Origin of the sequence: Kosakonia sp. HypNH10, assembly GCF_029850615.1 — a bacterium.
GTDB classification, from domain to species: Bacteria; Pseudomonadota; Gammaproteobacteria; order Enterobacterales; family Enterobacteriaceae; genus Kosakonia; species Kosakonia cowanii.
Genome location: NZ_JAOTIU010000004.1, coordinates 1 through 21,838, shown reverse-complemented (window position 1 = coordinate 21,838; position 21,838 = coordinate 1). Strand labels below are relative to the sequence as shown.

The following is a 21,838-nucleotide window of genomic DNA, read 5'->3' as shown; positions in this document are numbered from 1 at the left end:
AATGCCTTCAATTCGACTCGCTGATTTAGCTCAGCAGTTGGATGCAGAATTACACGGTGATGGCGATATCGTCATCACCGGCGTTGCGTCCATGCAATCTGCCGAAGCAGGTCACATCACTTTCATGGTAAATCCTAAATACCGTGAACACCTGGCCGCATGCCAGGCCTCTGCCGTTGTAATGACGCAGGACGATCTTCCTTTTGCCCACAGCGCCGCACTGGTCGTGAAGAACCCCTATCTGACCTACGCGCGTATGGCACAAATTCTTGATACCACGCCGCAGCCTGCGCAGAACATCGCGCCGGGGGCCGTTATCGATCCGACCGCGACGCTGGGCAGCAATGTCTCTATCGGCGCGAACGCGGTGATTGAATCCGGGGTGACCCTTGGCGATAACGTCGTGATCGGCCCGGGCTGCTTCGTGGGGAAAAATACGAAAATTGGCGCAGGATCGCGTCTTTGGGCCAACGTTTCTATTTACCATGAGATTGAGATCGGTGAGAACTGCCTGGTTCAATCGGGGACGGTAATAGGTTCGGACGGCTTTGGTTATGCTAACGATCGCGGAAATTGGGTGAAAATCCCACAACTTGGTCGCGTAATTATCGGCAATAACGTCGAGATTGGCGCATGTACCACCATCGACCGCGGCGCGCTTGACGACACCCGTATCGGTAACGGCGTAATTATTGATAACCAGTGTCAGATTGCACATAACGTTGTGATTGGCGACAATACCGCCGTTGCCGGTGGCGTCATCATGGCAGGCAGCCTGAAAATTGGCCGCTACTGCATGATTGGCGGAGCCAGCGTAATCAACGGGCATATGGAAATTTGCGACAAGGTTACGGTAACGGGGATGGGTATGGTGATGCGTCCTATCACTGAGCCAGGCATTTATTCTTCCGGCATTCCGTTACAACCCAATAAAACGTGGCGAAAAACCGCAGCCCTGGTGATGAATATCGACGAGATGAGTAAGCGTTTGAAAGCTGTCGAGCGCAAGATAAATCAACAAGACGAGTAATTCATTCACCTGACGCTTGTACACAAAAGCGTTCGGGTTAACAGAAAAAGCGACAAAACGCCTCTGCAACTCGACGCATAAAGTGTATATACTCCCCGGCCTGTTGGCGTTCTCAGGAATGCCGCGGGCCGTGTTATTATTGCTTTTTTGTATATTTAGACAGGAAGAGTATTTTGACTACTGACACTCATACTCTGCACATTGAAGAGATCCTGGAGCTTCTGCCGCACCGCTACCCGTTCTTACTGGTAGATCGTGTGCTGGATTTTGAAGAGGGTCGTTTTCTGCGCGCAGTCAAAAATGTTACGGTAAACGAACCGTTTTTCCAGGGCCACTTCCCTGGCAAACCGATTTTCCCGGGCGTGCTGATCCTCGAAGCAATGGCGCAGGCAACCGGTATTCTGGCGTTTAAAAGCGTTGGTAAACTGGAACCGGGTGAGCTGTACTACTTCGCCGGCATCGACGAAGCGCGCTTTAAGCGCCCGGTTGTGCCTGGCGATCAGATGATCATGGAAGTCACTTTCGAGAAAACGCGCCGTGGCGTGACCCGCTTTAAAGGGGTTGCTATGGTTGACGGTAAAGTTGTTTGTGAAGCTACTATGATGTGTGCACGTAGCCGGGAGGCCTGATACGTGATTGATAAAACCGCCTTTATTCATCCTACCGCCATTGTTGAAGAGGGTGCCGTCATTGGCGCCAACGTTCATATTGGCCCGTTTTGTATTGTGGGACCTCACGTCGAAATCGGCGAAGGTACCGTACTGAAATCTCACGTTGTTGTTAACGGCCACACCAAAATCGGTCGTGATAACGAGATTTATCAGTTCGCCTCCATCGGTGAAGTGAACCAGGATCTTAAATATGCTGGCGAGCCGACCCGTGTGGAAATTGGCGATCGCAACCGCATTCGCGAAAGCGTCACCATCCATCGTGGCACAGTACAGGACGCTGGACTGACGAAGGTGGGCAGCGATAACTTACTGATGATCAACTCACACGTTGCGCATGACTGCATTATCGGTAACCGCTGCATCCTCGCGAATAATGCAACGCTGGGCGGCCACGTCACAATCGGTGATTTTGCGATCATCGGTGGTATGACGGCGGTTCACCAGTTCTGCATTATTGGCGAGCACGTAATGGTTGGTGGCTGCTCCGGCGTCGCGCAGGACGTACCTCCTTATGTCATTGCTCAGGGCAACCATGCCACGCCGTATGGCGTGAACATCGAAGGCCTGAAACGCCGTGGCTTCAGCCGTGAAGCGCTTGTGGCTATCCGTAACGCGTACAAATTGCTCTATCGCAGCGGTAAAACGCTCGACGAAGCAAAACCGGAGATTGCCGAGCTTGCCGCGAAGCACCCGGAAGTTGATGCGTTTATGCAGTTCTTTGAGCGCTCGACGCGTGGCCTGATCCGTTAATGGTCGACAAGCGTCCGCTTACGATAGCCCTTGTCGCCGGAGAAACCTCCGGCGATATTCTTGGTGCCGGTCTTATCCGTGCACTGAGAACGCGCGTGCCCAACGCCCGATTTGTCGGCGTTGCCGGCCCGCGTATGCAGGCTGAAGGGTGTGAAGCCTGGTATGAGATGGAAGAGCTGGCGGTGATGGGGATCGTCGAAGTGCTTGGCCGTCTGCGTCGCCTGCTGCATATCCGTGCTGATTTGACCCGTCGATTCAGCGAACTGCAACCCGATGTGTTTGTCGGGATTGATGCGCCGGACTTTAACATTACCCTTGAGGGTAATTTAAAAAAACGCGGCATCAAAACGATTCACTACGTCAGCCCGTCAGTCTGGGCGTGGCGACAAAAGCGCGTTTTCAAAATTGGTAAAGCCACCGATCTGGTGCTGGCATTTCTCCCTTTCGAAAAAGCGTTTTACGACCAGTTTAACGTGCCATGCCGCTTTATCGGGCACACCATGGCTGATGCCATGCCTCTCGATCCCGATAAAAATGCGGCGCGCGCGCACCTGGGGATTAGCCCGCAGGCGCGCTGCCTGGCGCTGCTGCCCGGCAGCCGTGGTGCAGAAGTCGAGATGCTCAGCGCCGACTTTTTGCGTACCGCGCAGCTGCTGCGTGAGCGCTACCCGGAGCTGGAAGTGGTGGTTCCGCTGGTCAATGCGAAACGCCGCGAGCAGTTTGAGCAGATCAAAGCGCAAGTCGCGCCTGATTTGACGGTGCATCTGCTTGATGGCCAGGCGCGGGAAGCGATGATCGCCTCCGATGCCGCGCTGCTGGCCTCCGGCACTGCGGCGCTGGAGTGCATGCTGGCGAAATGCCCGATGGTGGTCGGCTACCGTATGAAGCCCTTCACCTTCTGGCTGGCGAAACGGCTGGTGAAAACGCCCTATGTTTCCCTGCCAAACCTGCTCGCCGGGCGCGAAGTGGTTAAAGAGCTGTTGCAGGAAGAGTGCCAGCCGCAGGCGCTGGCAGCCGCACTGGAACCGCTGCTGGCGAACAGTGAAACCCGCCATGAAATGCATGACCTGTTTCGCGAGCTACATCAGCGCATCCGCTGTAATGCCGATGAGCAGGCGGCGGACGCGGTACTGGAGTTAGCAAAATGATTGAGTTTGTCTATCCGCACACGCATCTTGTTGCGGGTGTGGATGAAGTAGGGCGCGGCCCGCTGGTGGGCGCGGTCGTGACGGCGGCGGTGATCCTCGATCCTGCACGGCCAATTGTGGGTCTCAACGACTCCAAAAAACTCTCCGAAAAACGCCGTTTGTCGCTCTACGCTGAGATTAAAGAGAAAGCGCTGGCCTGGAGTCTCGGCCGCGCGGAGCCGCACGAGATCGATGAGCTTAATATCCTGCACGCCACGATGCTGGCGATGCAGCGCGCAGTCGCCGGGCTTGCTATCACGCCGGAGTATGTGCTGATTGACGGCAACCGTTGCCCGGCGCTTGCCATGCCATCCATGGCGGTGGTGAAAGGCGACAGCCGCGTGGCGGAAATCAGCGCGGCGTCGATTATCGCCAAAGTCACGCGCGACGCCGAAATGGCCGCGCTGGATGCGATCTTCCCGCAATATGGCTTTGCACAACATAAAGGCTATCCCACGGCTTTTCATCTGGAAAAGCTGACGGAGCATGGCGCAACCGAGCATCACCGACGCAGCTTTGCGCCGGTCAGGCGCGCGTTGGGCGTCGTCTCCTGACTCTTAAGAACGTGAAACTACAGGCTGGAATTGAATAATGGCTGAACCACGTTTCGTACACCTGCGGGTGCATAGCGACTACTCCATGATTGACGGGCTGGCGAAAACCGGGCCGCTGGTGAAGAAGGCGGCCGCCCTTGGCTCGCCCGCGCTGGCGATCACCGATTTTACCAACCTCTGCGGTCTGGTGAAGTTCTACGGAACGGCGCACGGCGCCGGGATCAAGCCCATCGTCGGCGCTGACTTCCACGTGCAGTGCGATCTGATTGGTGACGAGTTGACGCAGCTTACCGTCCTCGCCGCCAACAATACCGGCTACCAGAACCTGACGCTGCTGATTTCTCGCGCCTACCAGCGCGGCTACGGCGCGGCGGGACCTTATATCGATCGCGACTGGCTAATCGAGCTTAACGAAGGGCTGATCCTGCTTTCCGGCGCGCGAATGGGCGACGTCGGCAAAAGCCTGCTGCGCGGTAACAGCGCGCTGGTGGAGCAGTGCCTCGATTTCTATAAAACCCATTTCCCGGATCGCTACTATCTGGAGCTGATCCGCACCGGTCGTCAGGACGAAGAGAACTACCTGCACGCGGCTGTCGCGCTGGCGGAAGCGCAGGGGTTGCCGGTTGTCGCCACCAACGACGTCCGCTTCCTCGAAGAGGGCGACTTTGACGCCCATGAAATTCGCGTCGCCATCCACGACGGCTTTACCCTCGACGATCCCAAACGCCCGCGTAACTACTCGCCGCAGCAATATATGCGCAACGAAGAGGAGATGTGCGAACTCTTCTCCGATATTCCGGAAGCGCTGGAAAACAGCGTCGAAATTGCTAAACGCTGTAACGTTACCGTGCGCCTCGGCGAGTACTTCCTGCCGCAGTTCCCGACCGGGGATATGACCACTGAAGATTTTCTGGTCGCGAAATCGAAAGAGGGGCTGGAAGAGCGACTCGAATTCCTCTTCCCCGATCCGGCAGTGCGCGCCGAGAAACGCCCGCCTTACGATGAGCGCCTTGATATTGAGCTCCAAGTTATCAACCAGATGGGCTTCCCGGGCTACTTCCTGATCGTTATGGAGTTTATCCAGTGGTCGAAAGATAACGGCGTGCCCGTCGGGCCTGGCCGTGGTTCCGGTGCCGGTTCGCTGGTCGCCTATGCGCTGAAGATCACCGATCTCGATCCGCTGGAGTTTGACCTGCTGTTCGAACGTTTCCTTAACCCCGAACGTGTCTCGATGCCCGACTTCGACGTCGACTTCTGCATGGAGAAACGTGACCAGGTGATCGAGCACGTGGCGGATATGTATGGCCGCGACGCGGTGTCGCAGATCATCACCTTTGGTACCATGGCGGCGAAAGCGGTTATCCGCGACGTTGGCCGCGTGTTGGGCCACCCCTATGGCTTTGTCGACCGTATCTCCAAGCTGGTGCCGCCCGATCCGGGCATGACGCTGGCAAAAGCCTTTGAAGCAGAGCCGCAGCTGCCGGAGATTTACGAAGCCGACGAAGAGGTGCGGGCGCTGATTGACATGGCGCGCAAGCTGGAAGGGGTCACGCGTAACGCCGGTAAACACGCCGGTGGCGTGGTGATTGCGCCAACCAAAATTACTGACTTTGCACCACTTTACTGCGATGAAGCCGGCCAGCATCCGGTTACCCAGTTTGATAAGAACGATGTGGAATACGCGGGCCTGGTGAAGTTCGACTTCCTCGGCCTGCGTACGCTGACCATCATCAACTGGGCGCTGGAGATGATCAACGCCCGGCGCGAGAAGCAGGGCGAGCCGCCGCTGGATATCGCCGCCATTCCGCTTGAAGACAAGAAGAGCTTCGACATGCTGCAACGCTCGGAGACCACGGCGGTCTTCCAGCTTGAATCCCGCGGCATGAAGGATCTGATTAAGCGTCTGCAGCCGGACTGCTTCGAAGATATGATCGCCCTGGTGGCGCTGTTCCGCCCCGGTCCGCTGCAGTCGGGCATGGTAGATAACTTTATCGACCGTAAGCACGGACGCGAAGAGATCTCCTACCCGGACGTGCAGTGGCAGCACGAGAGCCTCAAGCCGGTGCTGGAGCCGACCTACGGCATTATCCTGTATCAGGAACAGGTAATGCAGATTGCCCAGGTGCTCTCCGGTTATACCCTCGGCGGCGCGGATATGCTGCGTCGTGCGATGGGTAAGAAGAAGCCGGAAGAGATGGCCAAGCAGCGCTCCATTTTTGAAGATGGCGCGAAGAAAAACGGTATCGATGGCGAGCTGGCGATTAAAATCTTTGACCTGGTAGAGAAATTCGCCGGGTATGGATTTAACAAATCGCACTCCGCCGCCTATGCTTTGGTTTCCTATCAGACCCTGTGGCTGAAAGCGCACTATCCGGCCGAGTTTATGGCGGCGGTAATGACTGCCGATATGGACAACACCGAGAAAGTGGTCGGGCTGGTGGACGAGTGCTGGCGCATGGGGCTGAAGATCCTGCCGCCGGACATTAACTCCGGGCTCTACCACTTCCACGTCAACGACGATGGCGAGATCGTCTACGGCATTGGTGCGATCAAAGGCGTGGGCGAAGGGCCGATTGAAGCGATCATCGAAGCGCGTAACAACGGCGGCTATTTCCGTGAGCTGTTCGATCTCTGCGCGCGCACCGATATCAAAAAGCTCAACCGCCGGGTGCTGGAAAAGCTGATTATGTCCGGGGCGTTCGACCGCCTTGGCCCGCACCGCGCCGCGCTGATGAACTCGCTGGGCGATGCGCTCAAAGCGGCCGATCAGCACGCGAAAGCGGAGGCGATCGGCCAGGCGGATATGTTCGGCGTGCTGGCGGAAGAGCCGGAGCAGATTGAGCAATCCTACGCCAGCTGCCAGCCGTGGCCGGAGCAGGTTCAGCTTGAGGGCGAGCGGGAGACGCTAGGGCTTTACCTGACGGGCCACCCGATCAACCAGTATTTAAAAGAGATAGAGCGCTATGTCGGAGGCTACAGGCTGAAAGACATGCATCCGACCGAACGTGGGAAGGTCACCACGGCGGCCGGGCTCGTCATTGCTGCGCGGGTTATGGTCACCAAGCGCGGCAATCGTATCGGCATCTGTACGTTGGATGACCGTTCCGGGCGTCTTGAAGTGATGTTGTTCACTGACGCGCTGGATAAATACCAGCAGCTGCTGGAAAAAGACCGCATACTCATCGTCAGCGGACAGGTCAGCTTTGATGACTTCAGCGGTGGGCTTAAAATGACCGCCCGTGAAGTCATGGACATTGACGAGGCCCGTGAAAAATATGCCCGCGGGCTTGCTATATCGCTGACGGACAGGCAAATTGATGACCAGCTTTTAAACCGACTCCGTCAGTCTCTGGAACCCCACCGTTCGGGAACCATTCCAGTACATCTCTATTACCAGAGGACGGATGCGCGCGCGCGGTTACGCTTTGGCGCAACCTGGCGTGTCTCTCCGAGCGATCGTTTACTTAACGATCTGCGTGGCCTCATTGGTTCGGAGCAGGTGGAACTGGAGTTTGACTAATACAGGAATACTATGAGTCTGAATTTCCTTGATTTCGAACAGCCGATTGCTGAGCTGGAAGCGAAAATCGATTCTCTGACCGCCGTTGGCCGTCAGGATGAAAAACTGGATATTAACATCGACGAAGAGGTGCATCGTCTACGTGAAAAGAGCGTAGAGCTGACACGTAAAATCTTTGCCGATCTCGGTGCCTGGCAGGTTGCACAGTTAGCCCGCCATCCGCTGCGTCCATACACCCTGGATTATGTCCGCCTGGCGTTCGACGAATTTGACGAGCTGGCCGGCGACCGCGCCTATGCTGACGATAAAGCTATCGTTGGCGGCATCGCGCGTCTGGATGGACGCCCGGTGATGATCATTGGTCATCAGAAAGGCCGTGAAACGAAAGAGAAGATTCGCCGCAACTTCGGTATGCCAGCGCCGGAAGGGTATCGTAAAGCGCTGCGTCTGATGGAGATGGCGGAACGCTTTAACATGCCGATCATCACTTTCATCGACACGCCGGGTGCTTATCCGGGCGTGGGCGCGGAAGAGCGCGGCCAGTCTGAAGCGATTGCCCGCAACCTGCGTGAAATGTCTCGCCTGAGCGTGCCGGTTATCTGTACCGTGATTGGTGAAGGCGGCTCCGGCGGCGCGCTGGCGATTGGCGTTGGCGACAAGGTCAATATGCTGCAGTACAGCACCTACTCGGTGATCTCGCCGGAAGGTTGCGCTTCGATCCTGTGGAAAAGCGCGGACAAAGCACCGCTGGCGGCCGATGCGATGGGCATCATTGCACCGCGTCTGAAAGAGCTGAAACTGATCGACTCTATCATTCCGGAACCGCTGGGCGGCGCACACCGCAACCCGGAAGCCATTGCCGCTTCGCTGAAAGCGCAGCTGCTGGCAGATCTCGCCGATCTGGAAGGGCTGAGCAAAGACGATCTGCGCAACCGCCGCTACCAGCGTCTGATGAGCTACGGCTACGCCTGATAGCGAAACGCTGTGTAAAACGCGATAATGAGCCGCACCCCGGGTGCGGCTTTTTTTATACCTGCTGTTTACCTCAACTATGCTTAGCTAAGGTTTTTAACGGAGGTAGTTGTGAATATTATTGCCATCATGGGACCCCATGGCGTTTTCTACAAAGATGAGCCGATTAAGGAGCTGGAACAGGCCTTACAGGCGCAGGGTTTTCAGATCATCTGGCCGAGAAACAGCACCGACTTACTGAAATTTATCGAACACAACCCCCGCATCTGCGGCGTGATCTTTGACTGGGACGAGTACAACCTCGACCTGTGCTGCGAGATCAACCAGCTTAACGAATACCTCCCGCTCTACGGTTTTATCAACACCCACTCGACGATGGATGTCAGCGCCCAGGATATGCGCATGGCGCTGTGGTTCTTCGAATATGCGCTGAGCGTGGCGGATGATATTGCGACGCGCATCGCGCAATACACCAAAGAGTACCTGGAAAACATTACGCCGCCCTTTACCCGGGCGCTGTTTACCTACGTTAAAGAGGGGAAGTACACCTTCTGTACGCCAGGGCATATGGCGGGCACCGCTTACCAGAAAAGCCCGGTCGGCTGTCTCTTCTATGACTTCTTCGGCGGCAATACGCTGAAAGCGGATGTCTCGATCTCGGTGACGGAGCTCGGATCGCTGCTCGATCACACCGGCCCGCATCTTGAGGCGGAAGAGTATATCGCCCGCACTTTTGGCGCAGAGCAGAGCTATATGGTGACGAACGGCACCTCCACCTCGAATAAGATTGTCGGCATGTACGCCGCACCGACCGGCAGTACGCTGCTTATCGACCGTAACTGCCACAAATCCCTGGCTCACCTGCTGATGATGAGCGATGTCACGCCGCTGTGGCTGAAACCGGGGCGCAACGCGCTGGGCATTCTCGGCGGTATTCCGCGCCGCGAATTTACCTCAGCCAGTATCGAGCAGAAGATCGTCGCCACGCCAGGCGCAAGCTGGCCGGTGCATGCGGTGATCACCAACTCCACCTATGACGGCCTGCTCTACAACACCGACTGGATCAAGAAGACGCTGGATGTGCCGTCGATTCACTTCGACTCCGCCTGGGTTCCCTATACCAACTTCCATCCGATCTACGCCGGTAAGAGCGGCATGAGCGGCGAGCGCGTACCGGGGAAAGTCTTTTATGAAACCCAGTCGACGCACAAAATGTTGGCCGCTTTCTCGCAGGCATCGCTGATTCATATCAAAGGTGAGTATGACGAAGATGCCTTCAACGAAGCCTTTATGATGCATACCACCACCTCGCCAAGTTACCCGCTGGTCGCCTCTATCGAAACGGCGGCGGCGATGTTACGCGGCAACCCCGGCAAGCGGCTGATTAACCGCTCTGTAGAGCGCGCGCTCCACTTCCGCAAAGAGGTACAGCGGCTGAAAGAGGAGGCCGATGGCTGGTTCTTTGATATCTGGCAGCCGGAAGAGATTGATGAAGCGGAGTGCTGGCCGGTAGCGCCCGGCGCGGATTGGCACGGTTTTCGCGAAGCCGATGAGGATCATATGTTCCTCGATCCGGTGAAGGTGACGATCCTGACCCCGGGTATGGATGAGGTCGGCAATATGGGCGACGAAGGGATCCCGGCAGCGCTGGTGGCGAAGTTCCTTGATGAGCGCGGCGTAGTGGTAGAGAAAGCCGGGCCCTATAATCTGCTGTTTCTCTTCAGTATCGGTATTGATAAAACGCGGGCGATGGGCCTGCTGCGCGGCCTGATGGAGTTTAAGCGCGCCTACGATCTCAACTTGCGGGTGCGCAATATGCTGCCGGATCTCTACGCAGAAGATCCCGACTTCTACCGCAATATGCGCATTCAGGATCTGGCGCAGGGGATCCATAAGCTGATCCGCCAGCACGATTTGCCGCGCCTGATGTTGCAGGCCTTCGACGTGTTGCCGGAGATGAAGCTAACGCCGCATCAGGCGTGGCAGCGACAGGTGCGTGGCGATGTCGAAACGGTGGCGCTGGAAGCGTTAATCGGCCGTGTTTCCGCCAATATGATCCTGCCTTATCCGCCGGGCGTGCCGCTGGTGATGCCGGGCGAGATGATCACAGAGCAGAGCCGGGCAGTGCTCGATTTCCTGCTGATGCTCTGTGCCATTGGCCGCCACTATCCGGGATTCGAAACGGATATTCACGGTGCAAAACGGGACGAAGAGGGGTGTTATTACGTCAGAGTCCTAAAAACGCGCTGAATGGTTGCGGGCGTTTCGCGGCGGGCGTAACGTTCTGGCATCAAAAAAAGGAGAGATTATGCTGGGTTTAAAACAGGTTCACCATATCGCCATCATTGCGACGGATTATGCGAAGAGCAAAGCCTTCTACTGCGACATCCTCGGCTTTACGCTGCTCAGTGAAGTCTATCGCGAAGCGCGCGACTCATGGAAAGGCGATCTGGCGCTTAACGGGCAGTACGTTATCGAGCTTTTCTCCTTTCCGTTCCCGCCCGCGCGCCCCAGCCGGCCGGAAGCCTGCGGGCTGCGCCACCTGGCGTTCAGCGTCGATGATATTGATCGGGCGGTTGCCCACCTCACCGCGCACGGCGTGGCGTGTGAAGAGATTCGCATCGACCCTTGCACCGATAAACGCTTCACCTTTTTTAACGATCCCGATGGCCTGCCGCTGGAGCTTTACCAGCAGTAAGGCTTGCCACTTCTGTGAATGCCCGGTAACGTGCCGGGCATTGTTCCCGTGTTAACACTCACTATGACCACGCCACTGCTTCTCTCGTTGCCGACCGAATCACGCCAGTTTCTGGTGGCGTTCAGCGGCGGGTTAGACTCCACCGTTTTGCTGCATCAACTGCGGCTCTGGCGTGAAGATCGCCCCGATGTGCAGCTGCGCGCAATTCATGTGCATCATGGTTTAAGCCCGAATGCCGATCGCTGGGCGGCGCACTGCGAATCACTGTGTGAGAGCTGGCAGATCCCGCTATTAACCGTTCGCGTCACGCTGGTGGATGAGGGGAAGGGGATTGAGGCGCAGGCGCGTACCGCCCGCTATCAGGCGTTTCGTGAAGCGCTACTGCCGGGTGAAGTGCTTGTCACCGCGCAGCATCTCGACGATCAATCTGAAACGGTGCTGTTAGCGCTTAAACGTGGCAGCGGGCCGGCAGGGCTGGCCGCGATGCCGCAGAGCCTGCCGTTTGGCGATACGCAGCTGATCCGCCCGTTGCTCAACCAGAGCCGGGCGTCGCTTGAGCAGTGGGCGCGCGATCATCACCTCAGCTGGATCGAGGATGAGAGCAACGCCGACACGCGCTTCGATCGCAACTTCCTGCGCAAGGCAATTCTTCCTCTGTTAAACGCCCGCTGGCCGCACTTTGCCGATGCGGCGGCGCGCAGTGCCGCGCTTTGCGGCGAACAGGAACAGTTACTCGATGAACTGCTGGCGGAGTCGTTATCAACAGTGACCACGGCAGAGGGGGCGCTGACGATTGCGCCTCTCACCGCTTACAGCGATGCGCGGCGGCGAGCGCTTTTGCGCCGCTGGCTGTCGGAGCGCGGTGCGATGATGCCTTCGCGGGCGATGCTCGATCGCCTGTGGCAGGAGGTGGCGCTCGCCCGGGAAGATGCGGTGCCGTGCCTGCGCGTTGGCGACGATGAGGTGCGGCGCTATCAGGGGTGTTTATGGTGGGTGAAACGCACCGCGCATCCGCGTGATGCCGAGCTTGCCTGGCCTGCGCCTTTTGCCACGCTCACTTTGCCGCCGGGATTGGGAACGCTGTCGTTGGCCTCTTGCGGTGATTTACGCGCGCCCGCTATCGATGAAGTGGTTTCGGTGCGCTTTCAGGCGTCTGGCTTGATCCACATTGTGGGTCGTCACGGCGGGCGGAAGCTGAAAAAAATCTGGCAGGAGCTGGGCGTTCCCCCGTGGCAGCGCGATGCCACGCCGCTGCTCTTTTATGGCGATACGCTGATTGCGGCGGCCGATCGGTTTGTAACGCGGGAAGGGGAAAAAGAGGCGGGGCAAACGGGCGTGCGTCTGGTGTGGCAAAGATAGCGGGCAGCGACGCTGCCCGCGGTGTTCAGGACTCGCTCACCACAACGGTGCCGATTTCGGGATGGCTGAAGCTGGCGATTCTGTCCAGACGCAGTTCACGGGTCTCCCCGGCGGCGTCAATCACCAGATACTCAACGTTTTTACGCAACAGCAGATCGTTCGCTTTGGCGCTGAGAACCTCGCCATCTTTCATTTCCAGCTTCAATAAAAGATGATGCTGGCAGGCGAGTTCAAGATTGTCATAATCATCACAATTGATGGGTTGATAGGCATCATTTATTGACATAATCGCTCACCAGTAAGTTCGCGGCAGCATAGGCTGCCTTATCCCTGACCGACTCTGAAAGGGTGTCATCCGACGCCATTTCATTCAAGACCTTCAATACGCACCCCAGCGCGTCCGGGATATACCCTACATCTCCGCTGGCGATTTCCGCATAACGTTTGCGCACTAGCTCACAATAATTATCCACATCACCTCCTGCCAGTCTCCCGGCTTTACTGTGAGATAACACTAAGCCTACGAAGTTAACCTCTCTTTAGCAAGGTGACTATACCATAGCTTGTTTACCATTATCAGAGTGATGAATAACGCTCGCGGCAAGAGATAACAGCGCTTTATGCTTATTTTCGCTACAATGGCGGCCATTTTATGAAGGAGGATGTAATGGCGTTAAAAGCGACAATTTATAAGGCGACGGTAAATGTGGCCGATCTGGATCGGAACCAGTTTTTAGACGCCGCCCTGACGCTGGCCCGTCATCCTTCCGAAACGCAGGAGCGCATGATGCTGCGCCTGCTGGCCTGGATAAAGTATGCCGACGAGCGTTTGCAGTTTACGCGCGGGCTGAGCGCTGATGATGAGCCGGAAGCGTGGCTGCGCAACGACTACCTGGGGATCGATCTGTGGATCGAGCTCGGCCTGCCCGATGAAAAGCGGCTGAAGAAGGCGTGTAACCAGGCAAAAGAGGTGGCGCTCTTTACCTATAACTCACGGGCGGCGAATATCTGGTGGCAGCAAAACCAGGCGCGCTGCGCAACCTTCAGCAATTTAAGTATCTGGTATCTGGATGACGCACAGCTGGCAGCGCTCAGCGCATTTGCCGACGATCGCACTATGAATCTGCAGGCGACGCTGCAGGATGGCGCAATCTGGCTCTCTGATGCCACGCAAAACGTGGAGTTCCATTTTGAAACCTGGCAGCAACCATGATTGAGATCTCCCGCTCCGTCTCGCTGCCTGAGGATGAGCTGGATATCACCGCCGTGCGCTCGCAGGGTGCGGGCGGCCAGCACGTCAACAAAAGCTCAACCGCTATTCATCTGCGTTTTGACATTCGCGCCTCCAGCCTGCCAGAGTATTACAAGGCGCGCCTGCTGGAAGCGTCGCACCATTTGATAAGCCAGGATGGCTGGATCGTTATCAAAGCGCAGGAGTACCGCAGCCAGGAGATGAATCGCGAAGCGGCGATAGCCCGCCTGGTGGCGCTGATTAAAGAGTTAACCGTAGTGCAGAAAAGCCGCCGGGCCACGCGCCCGACCCGCGCCTCGAAAGAGCGGCGGTTATCGACGAAGTCACAAAAGTCGACGGTCAAATCTCTGCGCGGCAAAGTCCGTCGCCATGACGGCGGATAAACAGAAAGAGAACAAGCATAAGGAAACGAGTGTGAACAGAGCGATTTTAGCCGTTGCGGCAGGGTGTACCCTCTTTGCCCTTTTCGGCTGTAATAACCGTAACGAGACCGAGATGGTGCAGCCGACCCAGGTCGAAGAGCTGAAACCGATGCAGCAGAGCTGGCGCGGTGTGTTGCCCTGCGCGGATTGTGAAGGTATTGAAACCTCGCTGTTTCTGCAAAAAGATGGCAGTTGGGTAATGAACCAGCGTTACCAGGGCGGGAAAGCACCATCGGTATTCGGCACCTATGGCAACTGGGCGCGCACGGCGGACAAATTAGTCCTTACCGATAGCCAGGGCGACAAGACCTATTTCCGTGCGAAGGGTGAAGCGCTGGAGATGCTGGATCAGGAGGGCAACCCTATTGAGTCGTCGCTCAACTACACCCTGCAGCCGGTAAAAGCGCCACTGCCAACCACGCCAATGGCGATGCGCGGCATGTATAAATATATGGCGGATGCGGCGGTCTTTACCGATTGCGCGACCGGAAAAGAGGTGGCGGTGGCCAGCAACGCGCAGCTTGAGCGCGATTATGCGGCGGCGCGCGGCACGGAGCTGAAGCCAATTCTGCTGGTGGTGGAGGGGCATTTTGCGCTGGAGCCGAACCCGGATACCGGTGCGGCGCAGAAAGTGCTGGTGACGAATAACAAAGGCAAATTCAGCGCGGATAAAGGCTGTGATGAGTAGCCTCTGACAGCATAAAAAAAGCCCCGTTAAACGGGGCTTTTTAATTGGCTTAGCCTTTGATGGCTTTTACCAGGTAATCCAGCACATCGCCGGTTTTGATCATCTGCTTCTCGCCGCTGCGACGATATTTGTATTCGATATCGTCATTGTCTAGGTTGCGATCGCCAATCACCACGGTGTGCGGAATGCCGATCAGTTCCATATCAGCAAACATCACGCCCGGACGCTCTTTACGATCGTCCATCAGCACTTCAATGCCCTGCGCGCGCAGATCGGCATAGAGTTTTTCCGCCAGCTCCTGCACACGGTAGGACTTGTGCATATTCATCGGCAGAATGGCAACCTGGAACGGAGCGATAGCGTCCGGCCAGATGATGCCGCGATTGTCGTGGTTCTGCTCAATGGCAGCCGCGACAACGCGCGTCACGCCGATACCGTAGCAGCCCATGGTGAGGATCTGGTTGCGGCCATCTTCACCCTGTACGGCGGCGTTCAGTGCCTCAGAGTATTTGGTGCCGAGCTGGAAGATATGACCCACTTCGATACCGCGTTTGATCAGCAGGGTGCCTTTGCCATCCGGGCTCGGATCGCCCGCCACCACGTTGCGGATGTCCGCCACTTCCGGCGTCGCTATGTCACGATCCCAGTTGATGCCAAAGTAGTGTTTGCCATCAATGTTCGCGCCCGCAGAGAAGTCGCTCATGGCGGCAACGGTACGGTCAATCACTACCGGGATCGGCAGGTTAACCGGGCCGAGCGAACCCGGGCCAGCGTTGACCAGCGCGCGGATTTCCTCTTCGGTGGCGAAGGTCAGCGGGCTGGCAACCTGCGGCAGTTTTTCCGCTTTCACTTCGTTCAACTCGTGATCGCCACGCACCAGTAGCGCAATCAGCGGCGCGCTGGCACCCTCTTCGGCTTTCACCAGCAGGGTTTTAACGGTCTTCTCAATCGGCAGGTTGAACTGCTCTACCAGCTCGGCGATGGTCTTCGCATTCGGCGTATCGACCAGCGTCATCTCCTGCGTTGCAGCCGCGCGTGGCGCTTTCGGTGCCAGCGCTTCGGCAAACTCAATGTTGGCGGCGAAATCGGAGGAGTCAGAGAAGATCACATCATCTTCGCCGCTCTGCGCCAGCACCTGGAACTCATGGGATGCGCTACCGCCGATGGAGCCGGTATCCGCCTGCACCGCGCGGAAATCGAGATCCATACGGCTGAAGATTTTGCTGTACGCGGCGTACATCGCGTCATAAGTCTCTTGCAGCGACTCCTGAGAGGTATGGAAAGAGTAAGCATCTTTCATCAGGAACTCGCGCGAGCGCATCACGCCGAAACGCGGGCGCACTTCATCGCGGAACTTGGTCTGGATCTGGAAGAAGTTCAGCGGCAGCTGTTTGTAGGAGTTCAGCTCGTTGCGGATCAGATCGGTGATCACCTCTTCGTGGGTCGGGCCGAGCACGAACGGGCGCTCGCCGCGATCGACAAAACGCAGCAGTTCCGGACCGTACTGCTCCCAGCGACCGCTCTCTTGCCACAGGTCGGCTGGCTGCACGACCGGCATGGACACCTCAATCGCACCGGCGTTGTTCATCTCTTCACGCACGATGTTTTCGACTTTTTTCAGGACGCGCAGACCGGTCGGCAACCAGGTATACAACCCGGAGGCCAGTTTGCGGATCATCCCGGCGCGTAGCATCAGCTGGTGGCTGATCACTTCGGCGTCGGCAGGCGTCTCTTTCAGAGTAGAGAGCAAGTATTGGCTAGTACGCATGTTGTTACGGTTCCATTTGGACAATTGGAGCAGGCCGGAGGCGGCCTGACACAAAAAAGTGGTTTAGTTTATCAGCCTGGCAGAGATGCCAAAAGAGAGGGGCTCAAAATTAGCGTGGTTCAAGGGCAAACACTTCAAACCCGCCGTCGACAACGCGCCAGCGGACATTCACATCATGCAGCCAGACGGCGTAGGTTTTCCCCGGCTCCTCCTCTTTGCGATAGGCCGGGCGCGGATCCTGTGACAGCACCTCCTGCACAAACGCGGCAAAGTGCGGATAACGTTTCTCCAGCAGGGCGAGCGACGATGCGAGCTCAGCTGTAAAGGTCACGGCGACAGTCGCGGCGGGGGCGTGCTGCGCATAGCTTGCCTGCGCATCGGGCAGCGCTTCTGCAAAGGGGAGATAGGGTTTGATATCGACCACTGGCGTACCATCAACCAGATCGAGGCTGCCGAGTTGCAGGATCACCTGATCTTTATGGCAGCGGATGCCCTTCAGCTCAACCAGCGACATGCCGATGGGGTTGGGGCGAAACGTCGAGCGGGTGGCAAAGACGCCCATGCGGGTGTTGCCGCCGAGGCGCGGGGGCCGCACCGTCGGACGCCAGCCGCCTTCCATCGTCTGATGAAAAACAAACAGCACCCAAAGGTGGCTGAACGCCTCCAGACCGCGAACCGCATCGGGCTGGTTGTAAGGCGTCAGCAAGTGAAGTTCACCGCCGCCGTGTTTCACCAGGCCTGGCTGGCGCGGGACAGCAAACTTCTCTTTATAGGGTGAGCGAATAACGCCGATTTGCTCGAAAGCAAAATGACTCATTTGTCCGAGATATTCAGGGCAGAGCCGACGCAGAGCGCCTGGCGGTAGCAGCCTGGCGTGCCGCTGGTAACTTCGCAGTTATGCAGCAGGACGGCATTCGCTTTGGCTTTTTTCGAGGCGTTGATCTGCAGGCGTTTACGGGCAGTAGGGATGTTCGGCGGTGAATCCTGGTTGCTGGCCTGGCATGATTCGCCGGTCACTTCACCGAGATCGCGGAACGGCTTGCCGACCAGCTCTTCTGCGTTAGTAATGATGCGAACGGGAGCGGCGCGCGAGACTTTCGCTTTTTGCGGCTCTGCTTTGGGTTCCGCTGCGTTACTCTGCACGGGTTCGACAGGTGATCTGCTTAGCAACGAACAGCCGCTCAGCGTGAGTGCTAATAGACAGATCGGGAAAGCACGCATAAAAGTATCCTCACAAAAATTTTCTTAACGCCGTATTGAAACAAGGGCGTGCCCAAATGACAAGGCGGGCTTTCGCCCGCCCTGAATGATATTACAGACTGATGAGATTACCAGCCTTTCACCGCGCCGCCGTTAAAGACTTTGTTGGCAGCCTCGCTGACTTCGTCAGAGTGGAACGCCTGCACAAATTTCTTCACGTTTTCCGCGTCTTTATTATCTTCACGCGCAACGATCAGGTTCACGTACGGGGAGTCTTTGTCTTCAACAAAGATGCCATCTTTTTCCGGGGTCAGGCCAATCTGGCTGGCGTAAGTGGTGTTGATCACCGCCAGCGCGATCTGCGCATCGTCCAGTGAGCGCGGCAGCTGCGGGGCTTCCAGCTCAACGATCTTCAGGTTTTTCGGGTTTTCAGTGACGTCCAGCACCGTCGGCATCAGGCCAACGCCATCTTTCAGTTTGATCAGACCCTCTTTCTGCAACAGCAACAGGGCACGGCCAAGGTTGGTCGGATCGTTAGGAACGGCAACCTGAGAGCCATCCTGCAGCTCGGAGATCGCTTTGATTTTTTTCGAGTAGCCAGCGATAGGGTAGACAAAGCTGTTGCCGACCGGCACCAGTTTGAAGCCGCGGTCTTTGATCTGCTGATCGAGGTACGGCTTATGCTGGAAGGCGTTAACGTCGATATCGCCTTTGCTCAGCGCTTCGTTCGGCAGCACGTAGTCGTTAAAGGTGACCAGCTCAACATCGAGGCCATACTTCTCTTTTGCTACTTTCTGCGCCACTTCCGCAACTTGCTGCTCAGCGCCAACAATCACACCGACTTTGATGTGATTCGGATCTTTTTCATCCGGGCCGCAGCCGACCAGCGCCAGGGAGCCGATCAGCGCGCCAACGGCGGCAAAGGTCTTAAAGTTAAAAGCCATCAGTTATTCCTTACTGTCAGAGTCGTTATGTTGTGTAACGTTATTTGTGCGTCACAGCCCGGACGATACGATCGCCCGCGAATTGAATTAAGTAAACCAAAACCACAAGCAATACTAAAACCGTGTTCATCACTAATGGGTTGTAGGTGACATAGCCGTACTGAATACCTAACTGGCCAAGACCGCCCGCGCCAACGGCACCGCCCATCGCCGAGTAACCGACCAGCGTGATAAGGGTAATGGTGGCAGCATTGATCAGCCCCGGCAGCGCTTCCGGCAGCAATACCTTACGGATGATCTGCATCGGCGTGGCGCCCATTGCGCGTGAGGCTTCAATCAGACCTGCCGGCAGTTCAAGCAGGGCGTTCTCTACCATACGGGCGATAAACGGCGCTGCGCCAACGGTCAGCGGCACGATCACCGCGTAAAGGCCGATCGAGGTGCCAACGATGACGCGGGTAAAGGGGATCATCCACACCAGCAGAATAATGAAGGGGATGGAGCGGAAGATATTAACTGTTGCAGAAATCGCGCTATAGAGCGTGAGGTTCTGCATAATCTGACCGGGGCGGGTTACGTAAAGTAATACACCGAACGGCAGGCCGACGGCAAAACCGAGCAGGCCGGAGGCAAAGGTCATAAACAACGTTTCCCAGATGCTGCGGGCGAAGAGCCAAATCATTGCCTCAGACATAACCGAGTACCTCTACTTTTACATGGTGTTCTTGCAGCCAGGCGATGGCCGCCTGCGTATCCTGCGCCGTGCCGTGCATTTCGGTCAGCATAATGCCGAACTTCACGCCGCCGGCGTAATCCATCTGCGCGCTGATAATGTTGTTATTCACATTGAAACGACGGGCGGTTTCCGACAGCAGCGGCGCGTCGACCGACTGGCCGGTAAACTCCATGCGCAGCATCGGTACGCTATCCGCCTGCGGCTCAGGCTGCAGACGCTGTAAATAGTCTTCCGGGATGTCCAGATGCAGGGTCGACTGAATAAACTGCTGCGCCAGCGGCGTTTTCGGATGGGAGAAGACTTCGCTGACGGTATCCTGCTCAATCAATTCGCCGTTGCTGATCACCGCCACGCAGTCGCAGATGCGCTTAACAACGTCCATCTCATGAGTGATCAACAGAATGGTCAGCCCCAGGCGACGGTTAATATCTTTCAATAATTCAAGAATCGAGCGGGTCGTCGCCGGGTCGAGGGCGCTGGTGGCTTCATCGCACAGCAGCACCTTTGGATTGCTGGCTAACGCACGGGCGATGGCGACTCGCTGCTTCTGGCCGCCGGAGAGGTTGGCCGGGTAGCTGTCGTGCTTATCGCCGAGGCCGACCAGATCGAGCAGCTCTTTAACGCGGCGGTTAATCTCTTCGCGCGGGGTGTTATCCAGCTCCAGCGGCAGCGCCACGTTGCCGAACACCGTGCGGGAAGCGAGCAGGTTGAAGTGCTGAAAGATCATGCCGATTTGACGGCGCGCTTTAGTTAATTCCGCTTCAGAGAGCTGGGTCAGATCCTGACCGTCGACCAGCACGCTGCCTTGTGACGGGCGCTCAAGCAGGTTTACGCAGCGAATCAGCGTGCTTTTCCCTGCGCCAGATGCGCCAATCACGCCATAAATTTGGCCAGCAGGTACATGCAGACTGACGTTGTTTAACGCCTGAATTTTGCGGTTTCCCTGCTGGAACACCTTGGTGATATTCGAAAGTTTAATCATTAGATTATTTTTATCGTATAAGAGTGAGCCGTGGCATTTTGTTCTGCCGGTTACGGGAAATAGCCGTAAACAGAGCGGATGGTAAGGCATCCAGACGTCTAAATCAATGTCGCGCTGTTATGATGAGCACTTTCCTGCGTAGCGAAACATGAGATACTACGGCGCAACACGGCCTTTATCAGGAGTAAACCTTTGGCAACTTTAGTACCCGCTATTTTTCTCGATCGTGACGGCACGATTAACATCGATCACGGCTATGTTCATGAGATCGATAACTTCGAGTTTATTGATGGCGTCATTGATGCCATGCGTGAATTAAAAGCGATGGGCTATGCGCTGGTGCTCGTCACCAACCAGTCCGGTATTGCGCGTGGCTTATATAGTGAAGCGCAGTTTGAGACGCTGACCGAATGGATGGACTGGTCTCTTGCCGATCGCGATGTCGATTTTGATGGTATCTACTATTGCCCGCACCATCCTGAGGCGAGCGTAGAGGAGTATCGCCAGGAGTGCGATTGCCGTAAGCCACAGCCGGGCATGCTGATCTCTGCGCGAGACTTCCTGCACATTGATATGGCCGCTTCTTATATAGTGGGCGACAAAATGGAAGATATGCAGGCGGGTGCGGCAGCGAACGTCGGCACGAAAGTGCTGGTGCGTACCGGTAAGCCAGTAACGCCAGAGGCTGAAAAAAGTGCAGATTGGGTGCTAAATAGCCTTGCGGAGCTGCCTGCAGCGATTAAAAAGCACCAAAAATAGCCGTTATGTTGAAAAGATGAGCGGTTGAAATAAAAATGCATTTTTCCGCTTGTCATTCCTCGCAGGCTCCCTATAATGCGCCTCCATCGACACGGCGCTAAGCAAACAACAGCTTGCAGCGACGTTAAGTCGGAAGAGAAAAAATCCTGAAATTCAGGGTTGACTCTGAAAGAGGAAAGCGTAACATACGCCACCTCGCGACAGAGCGCTGAAGCGCGTCGCAACTGCTCTTTAACAATTTATCAGACAATCTGTGTGGGCACTCAGGTGACATGGATTCTTAACGTCGCAAGACGAAAAATGAATACCAAGTCTCACGGGTGAACACGTAATTCATTACGGTTTA

At 56.5% G+C, this 21,838-nt stretch carries 22 protein-coding genes; 14 read left to right on the top strand and 8 right to left on the bottom strand.

The features are described 5' to 3' along the window. Nucleotide 1 precedes the first annotated feature (1 nt). The 10 genes from lpxD (at nucleotide 2) to tilS (ending at nucleotide 12,741) form a co-directional block, all read left to right on the top strand. Nucleotides 2–1,030 (top strand): UDP-3-O-(3-hydroxymyristoyl)glucosamine N-acyltransferase, encoded by a 1,029-nt coding sequence (lpxD, locus tag N7V53_RS12500; protein WP_034813316.1) that lies wholly within the window; start codon nucleotides 2–4, stop codon nucleotides 1,028–1,030. A 173-nt stretch (nucleotides 1,031–1,203) separates the two neighbouring features. After that, complete coding sequence (fabZ, locus tag N7V53_RS12495; RefSeq protein WP_023480493.1) at nucleotides 1,204–1,659, top strand: 3-hydroxyacyl-ACP dehydratase FabZ; 456 nt, start codon at nucleotides 1,204–1,206, stop codon at nucleotides 1,657–1,659. Nucleotides 1,660–1,662: 3 nt separating this feature from the next. Continuing rightward, nucleotides 1,663–2,451, top strand: coding sequence for an acyl-ACP--UDP-N-acetylglucosamine O-acyltransferase (lpxA, locus tag N7V53_RS12490; protein WP_054802825.1), 789 nt, complete (start codon nucleotides 1,663–1,665; stop codon nucleotides 2,449–2,451). Continuing rightward, entirely contained in the window at nucleotides 2,451–3,599 is a 1,149-nt protein-coding gene (gene lpxB / locus N7V53_RS12485; protein ID WP_279793575.1) for a lipid-A-disaccharide synthase, read from the top strand. The genes lpxA and lpxB overlap by 1 nt, the downstream gene beginning before the upstream one ends. Next, on the top strand, nucleotides 3,596–4,192 hold the full coding sequence (gene rnhB, locus N7V53_RS12480) for a ribonuclease HII (RefSeq protein ID WP_242388960.1): 597 nt from the start codon (nucleotides 3,596–3,598) through the stop codon (nucleotides 4,190–4,192). The genes lpxB and rnhB overlap by 4 nt, the downstream gene beginning before the upstream one ends. 37 nt (nucleotides 4,193–4,229) lie before the next feature. Continuing rightward, a complete protein-coding gene (gene dnaE / locus N7V53_RS12475) occupies nucleotides 4,230–7,712 on the top strand; it encodes a DNA polymerase III subunit alpha (RefSeq protein ID WP_279793574.1) in 3,483 nt (1,160 codons plus the stop codon). Nucleotides 7,713–7,724: 12 nt separating this feature from the next. Then, on the top strand, nucleotides 7,725–8,684 hold the full coding sequence (gene accA, locus N7V53_RS12470) for an acetyl-CoA carboxylase carboxyl transferase subunit alpha (RefSeq protein ID WP_023480513.1): 960 nt from the start codon (nucleotides 7,725–7,727) through the stop codon (nucleotides 8,682–8,684). Between the two features lie 111 nt (nucleotides 8,685–8,795). Beyond that, a complete protein-coding gene (locus N7V53_RS12465) occupies nucleotides 8,796–10,934 on the top strand; it encodes a lysine decarboxylase LdcC (RefSeq protein ID WP_279793573.1) in 2,139 nt (712 codons plus the stop codon). A gap of 58 nt (nucleotides 10,935–10,992) precedes the next feature. Continuing rightward, a complete protein-coding gene (locus tag N7V53_RS12460) occupies nucleotides 10,993–11,382 on the top strand; it encodes a VOC family protein (RefSeq protein ID WP_279793572.1) in 390 nt (129 codons plus the stop codon). A gap of 63 nt (nucleotides 11,383–11,445) precedes the next feature. After that, a complete protein-coding gene (gene tilS, locus N7V53_RS12455; RefSeq protein ID WP_279793862.1) occupies nucleotides 11,446–12,741 on the top strand; it encodes a tRNA lysidine(34) synthetase TilS in 1,296 nt (431 codons plus the stop codon). A 25-nt stretch (nucleotides 12,742–12,766) separates the two neighbouring features. Here tilS and rof read toward each other — a convergent pair whose 3' ends face one another. Next, on the bottom strand, nucleotides 12,767–13,027 hold the full coding sequence (rof, locus tag N7V53_RS12450; RefSeq protein WP_023480196.1) for a Rho-binding antiterminator: 261 nt from the start codon (nucleotides 13,025–13,027) through the stop codon (nucleotides 12,767–12,769). Further along, nucleotides 13,014–13,214, bottom strand: coding sequence for a YaeP family protein (locus tag N7V53_RS12445; protein ID WP_023480353.1), 201 nt, complete (start codon nucleotides 13,212–13,214; stop codon nucleotides 13,014–13,016). Before N7V53_RS12445 ends, rof begins: the two co-directional genes overlap by 14 nt. A 194-nt stretch (nucleotides 13,215–13,408) precedes the next feature. On the opposite strand from N7V53_RS12445, the gene N7V53_RS12440 reads away from it, so the two are divergent. The 3 genes from N7V53_RS12440 to nlpE are packed head-to-tail and all read left to right on the top strand — an operon-like array spanning nucleotide 13,409 to nucleotide 15,103. Further along, nucleotides 13,409–13,954 (top strand): YaeQ family protein, encoded by a 546-nt coding sequence (locus N7V53_RS12440; protein WP_023480349.1) that lies wholly within the window; start codon nucleotides 13,409–13,411, stop codon nucleotides 13,952–13,954. Continuing rightward, complete coding sequence (gene arfB, locus N7V53_RS12435) at nucleotides 13,951–14,376, top strand: alternative ribosome rescue aminoacyl-tRNA hydrolase ArfB (protein WP_279793571.1); 426 nt, start codon at nucleotides 13,951–13,953, stop codon at nucleotides 14,374–14,376. The genes N7V53_RS12440 and arfB overlap by 4 nt, the downstream gene beginning before the upstream one ends. Nucleotides 14,377–14,407: 31 nt before the next feature. Continuing rightward, complete coding sequence (gene nlpE, locus N7V53_RS12430) at nucleotides 14,408–15,103, top strand: envelope stress response activation lipoprotein NlpE (protein WP_139567576.1); 696 nt, start codon at nucleotides 14,408–14,410, stop codon at nucleotides 15,101–15,103. Nucleotides 15,104–15,152: 49 nt separating this feature from the next. Here nlpE and proS read toward each other — a convergent pair whose 3' ends face one another. The 6 genes from proS to metN form a co-directional block, all read right to left on the bottom strand. After that, a complete protein-coding gene (gene proS, locus N7V53_RS12425; RefSeq protein ID WP_279793570.1) occupies nucleotides 15,153–16,871 on the bottom strand; it encodes a proline--tRNA ligase in 1,719 nt (572 codons plus the stop codon). A 109-nt stretch (nucleotides 16,872–16,980) separates the two neighbouring features. Further along, nucleotides 16,981–17,688 carry a tRNA (N6-threonylcarbamoyladenosine(37)-N6)-methyltransferase TrmO gene (tsaA, locus tag N7V53_RS12420; protein ID WP_279793569.1) on the bottom strand — a complete coding sequence of 236 codons (708 nt, stop codon included), beginning with the start codon at nucleotides 17,686–17,688 and terminating at the stop codon, nucleotides 16,981–16,983. Continuing rightward, nucleotides 17,685–18,092 carry an Rcs stress response system protein RcsF gene (gene rcsF / locus N7V53_RS12415; protein ID WP_023480206.1) on the bottom strand — a complete coding sequence of 136 codons (408 nt, stop codon included), beginning with the start codon at nucleotides 18,090–18,092 and terminating at the stop codon, nucleotides 17,685–17,687. The genes tsaA and rcsF overlap by 4 nt, the downstream gene beginning before the upstream one ends. Before the next feature lie 107 nt (nucleotides 18,093–18,199). Then, entirely contained in the window at nucleotides 18,200–19,015 is an 816-nt protein-coding gene (locus N7V53_RS12410) for a MetQ/NlpA family lipoprotein (RefSeq protein ID WP_023480346.1), read from the bottom strand. A 40-nt stretch (nucleotides 19,016–19,055) separates the two neighbouring features. Next, a complete protein-coding gene (gene metI, locus N7V53_RS12405; RefSeq protein ID WP_023480461.1) occupies nucleotides 19,056–19,709 on the bottom strand; it encodes a methionine ABC transporter permease MetI in 654 nt (217 codons plus the stop codon). Further along, nucleotides 19,702–20,733 carry a methionine ABC transporter ATP-binding protein MetN gene (metN, locus tag N7V53_RS12400; RefSeq protein WP_023480497.1) on the bottom strand — a complete coding sequence of 344 codons (1,032 nt, stop codon included), beginning with the start codon at nucleotides 20,731–20,733 and terminating at the stop codon, nucleotides 19,702–19,704. Before metN ends, metI begins: the two co-directional genes overlap by 8 nt. Before the next feature lie 192 nt (nucleotides 20,734–20,925). Between metN and gmhB the strand changes: the two genes are divergently transcribed. Beyond that, on the top strand, nucleotides 20,926–21,492 hold the full coding sequence (gene gmhB, locus N7V53_RS12395) for a D-glycero-beta-D-manno-heptose 1,7-bisphosphate 7-phosphatase (RefSeq protein ID WP_023480388.1): 567 nt from the start codon (nucleotides 20,926–20,928) through the stop codon (nucleotides 21,490–21,492). The last annotated feature ends 346 nt before the right edge of the window (nucleotides 21,493–21,838 follow it).

Excerpts from the sequence above, each read along its gene's own strand:
- dnaE (WP_279793574.1), top strand. The coding sequence starts at position 4,230 with ATGGCTGAACCACGTTTCGTACACCTGCGGGTGCATAGCGACTACTCC.
- accA (WP_023480513.1), top strand. The coding sequence starts at position 7,725 with ATGAGTCTGAATTTCCTTGATTTCGAACAGCCGATTGCTGAGCTGGAA.
- N7V53_RS12460 (WP_279793572.1), top strand. The coding sequence starts at position 10,993 with ATGCTGGGTTTAAAACAGGTTCACCATATCGCCATCATTGCGACGGAT.
- N7V53_RS12410 (WP_023480346.1), bottom strand. The coding sequence starts at position 19,015 with ATGGCTTTTAACTTTAAGACCTTTGCCGCCGTTGGCGCGCTGATCGGC.
- metN (WP_023480497.1), bottom strand. The coding sequence starts at position 20,733 with ATGATTAAACTTTCGAATATCACCAAGGTGTTCCAGCAGGGAAACCGC.
- lpxB (WP_279793575.1), top strand. The coding sequence starts at position 2,451 with ATGGTCGACAAGCGTCCGCTTACGATAGCCCTTGTCGCCGGAGAAACC.
- arfB (WP_279793571.1), top strand. The coding sequence starts at position 13,951 with ATGATTGAGATCTCCCGCTCCGTCTCGCTGCCTGAGGATGAGCTGGAT.
- tsaA (WP_279793569.1), bottom strand. The coding sequence starts at position 17,688 with ATGAGTCATTTTGCTTTCGAGCAAATCGGCGTTATTCGCTCACCCTAT.
- N7V53_RS12440 (WP_023480349.1), top strand. The coding sequence starts at position 13,409 with ATGGCGTTAAAAGCGACAATTTATAAGGCGACGGTAAATGTGGCCGAT.
- lpxD (WP_034813316.1), top strand. The coding sequence starts at position 2 with ATGCCTTCAATTCGACTCGCTGATTTAGCTCAGCAGTTGGATGCAGAA.
- proS (WP_279793570.1), bottom strand. The coding sequence starts at position 16,871 with ATGCGTACTAGCCAATACTTGCTCTCTACTCTGAAAGAGACGCCTGCC.
- rnhB (WP_242388960.1), top strand. The coding sequence starts at position 3,596 with ATGATTGAGTTTGTCTATCCGCACACGCATCTTGTTGCGGGTGTGGAT.
- metI (WP_023480461.1), bottom strand. The coding sequence starts at position 19,709 with ATGTCTGAGGCAATGATTTGGCTCTTCGCCCGCAGCATCTGGGAAACG.
- rof (WP_023480196.1), bottom strand. The coding sequence starts at position 13,027 with ATGTCAATAAATGATGCCTATCAACCCATCAATTGTGATGATTATGAC.
- rcsF (WP_023480206.1), bottom strand. The coding sequence starts at position 18,092 with ATGCGTGCTTTCCCGATCTGTCTATTAGCACTCACGCTGAGCGGCTGT.
- tilS (WP_279793862.1), top strand. The coding sequence starts at position 11,446 with ATGACCACGCCACTGCTTCTCTCGTTGCCGACCGAATCACGCCAGTTT.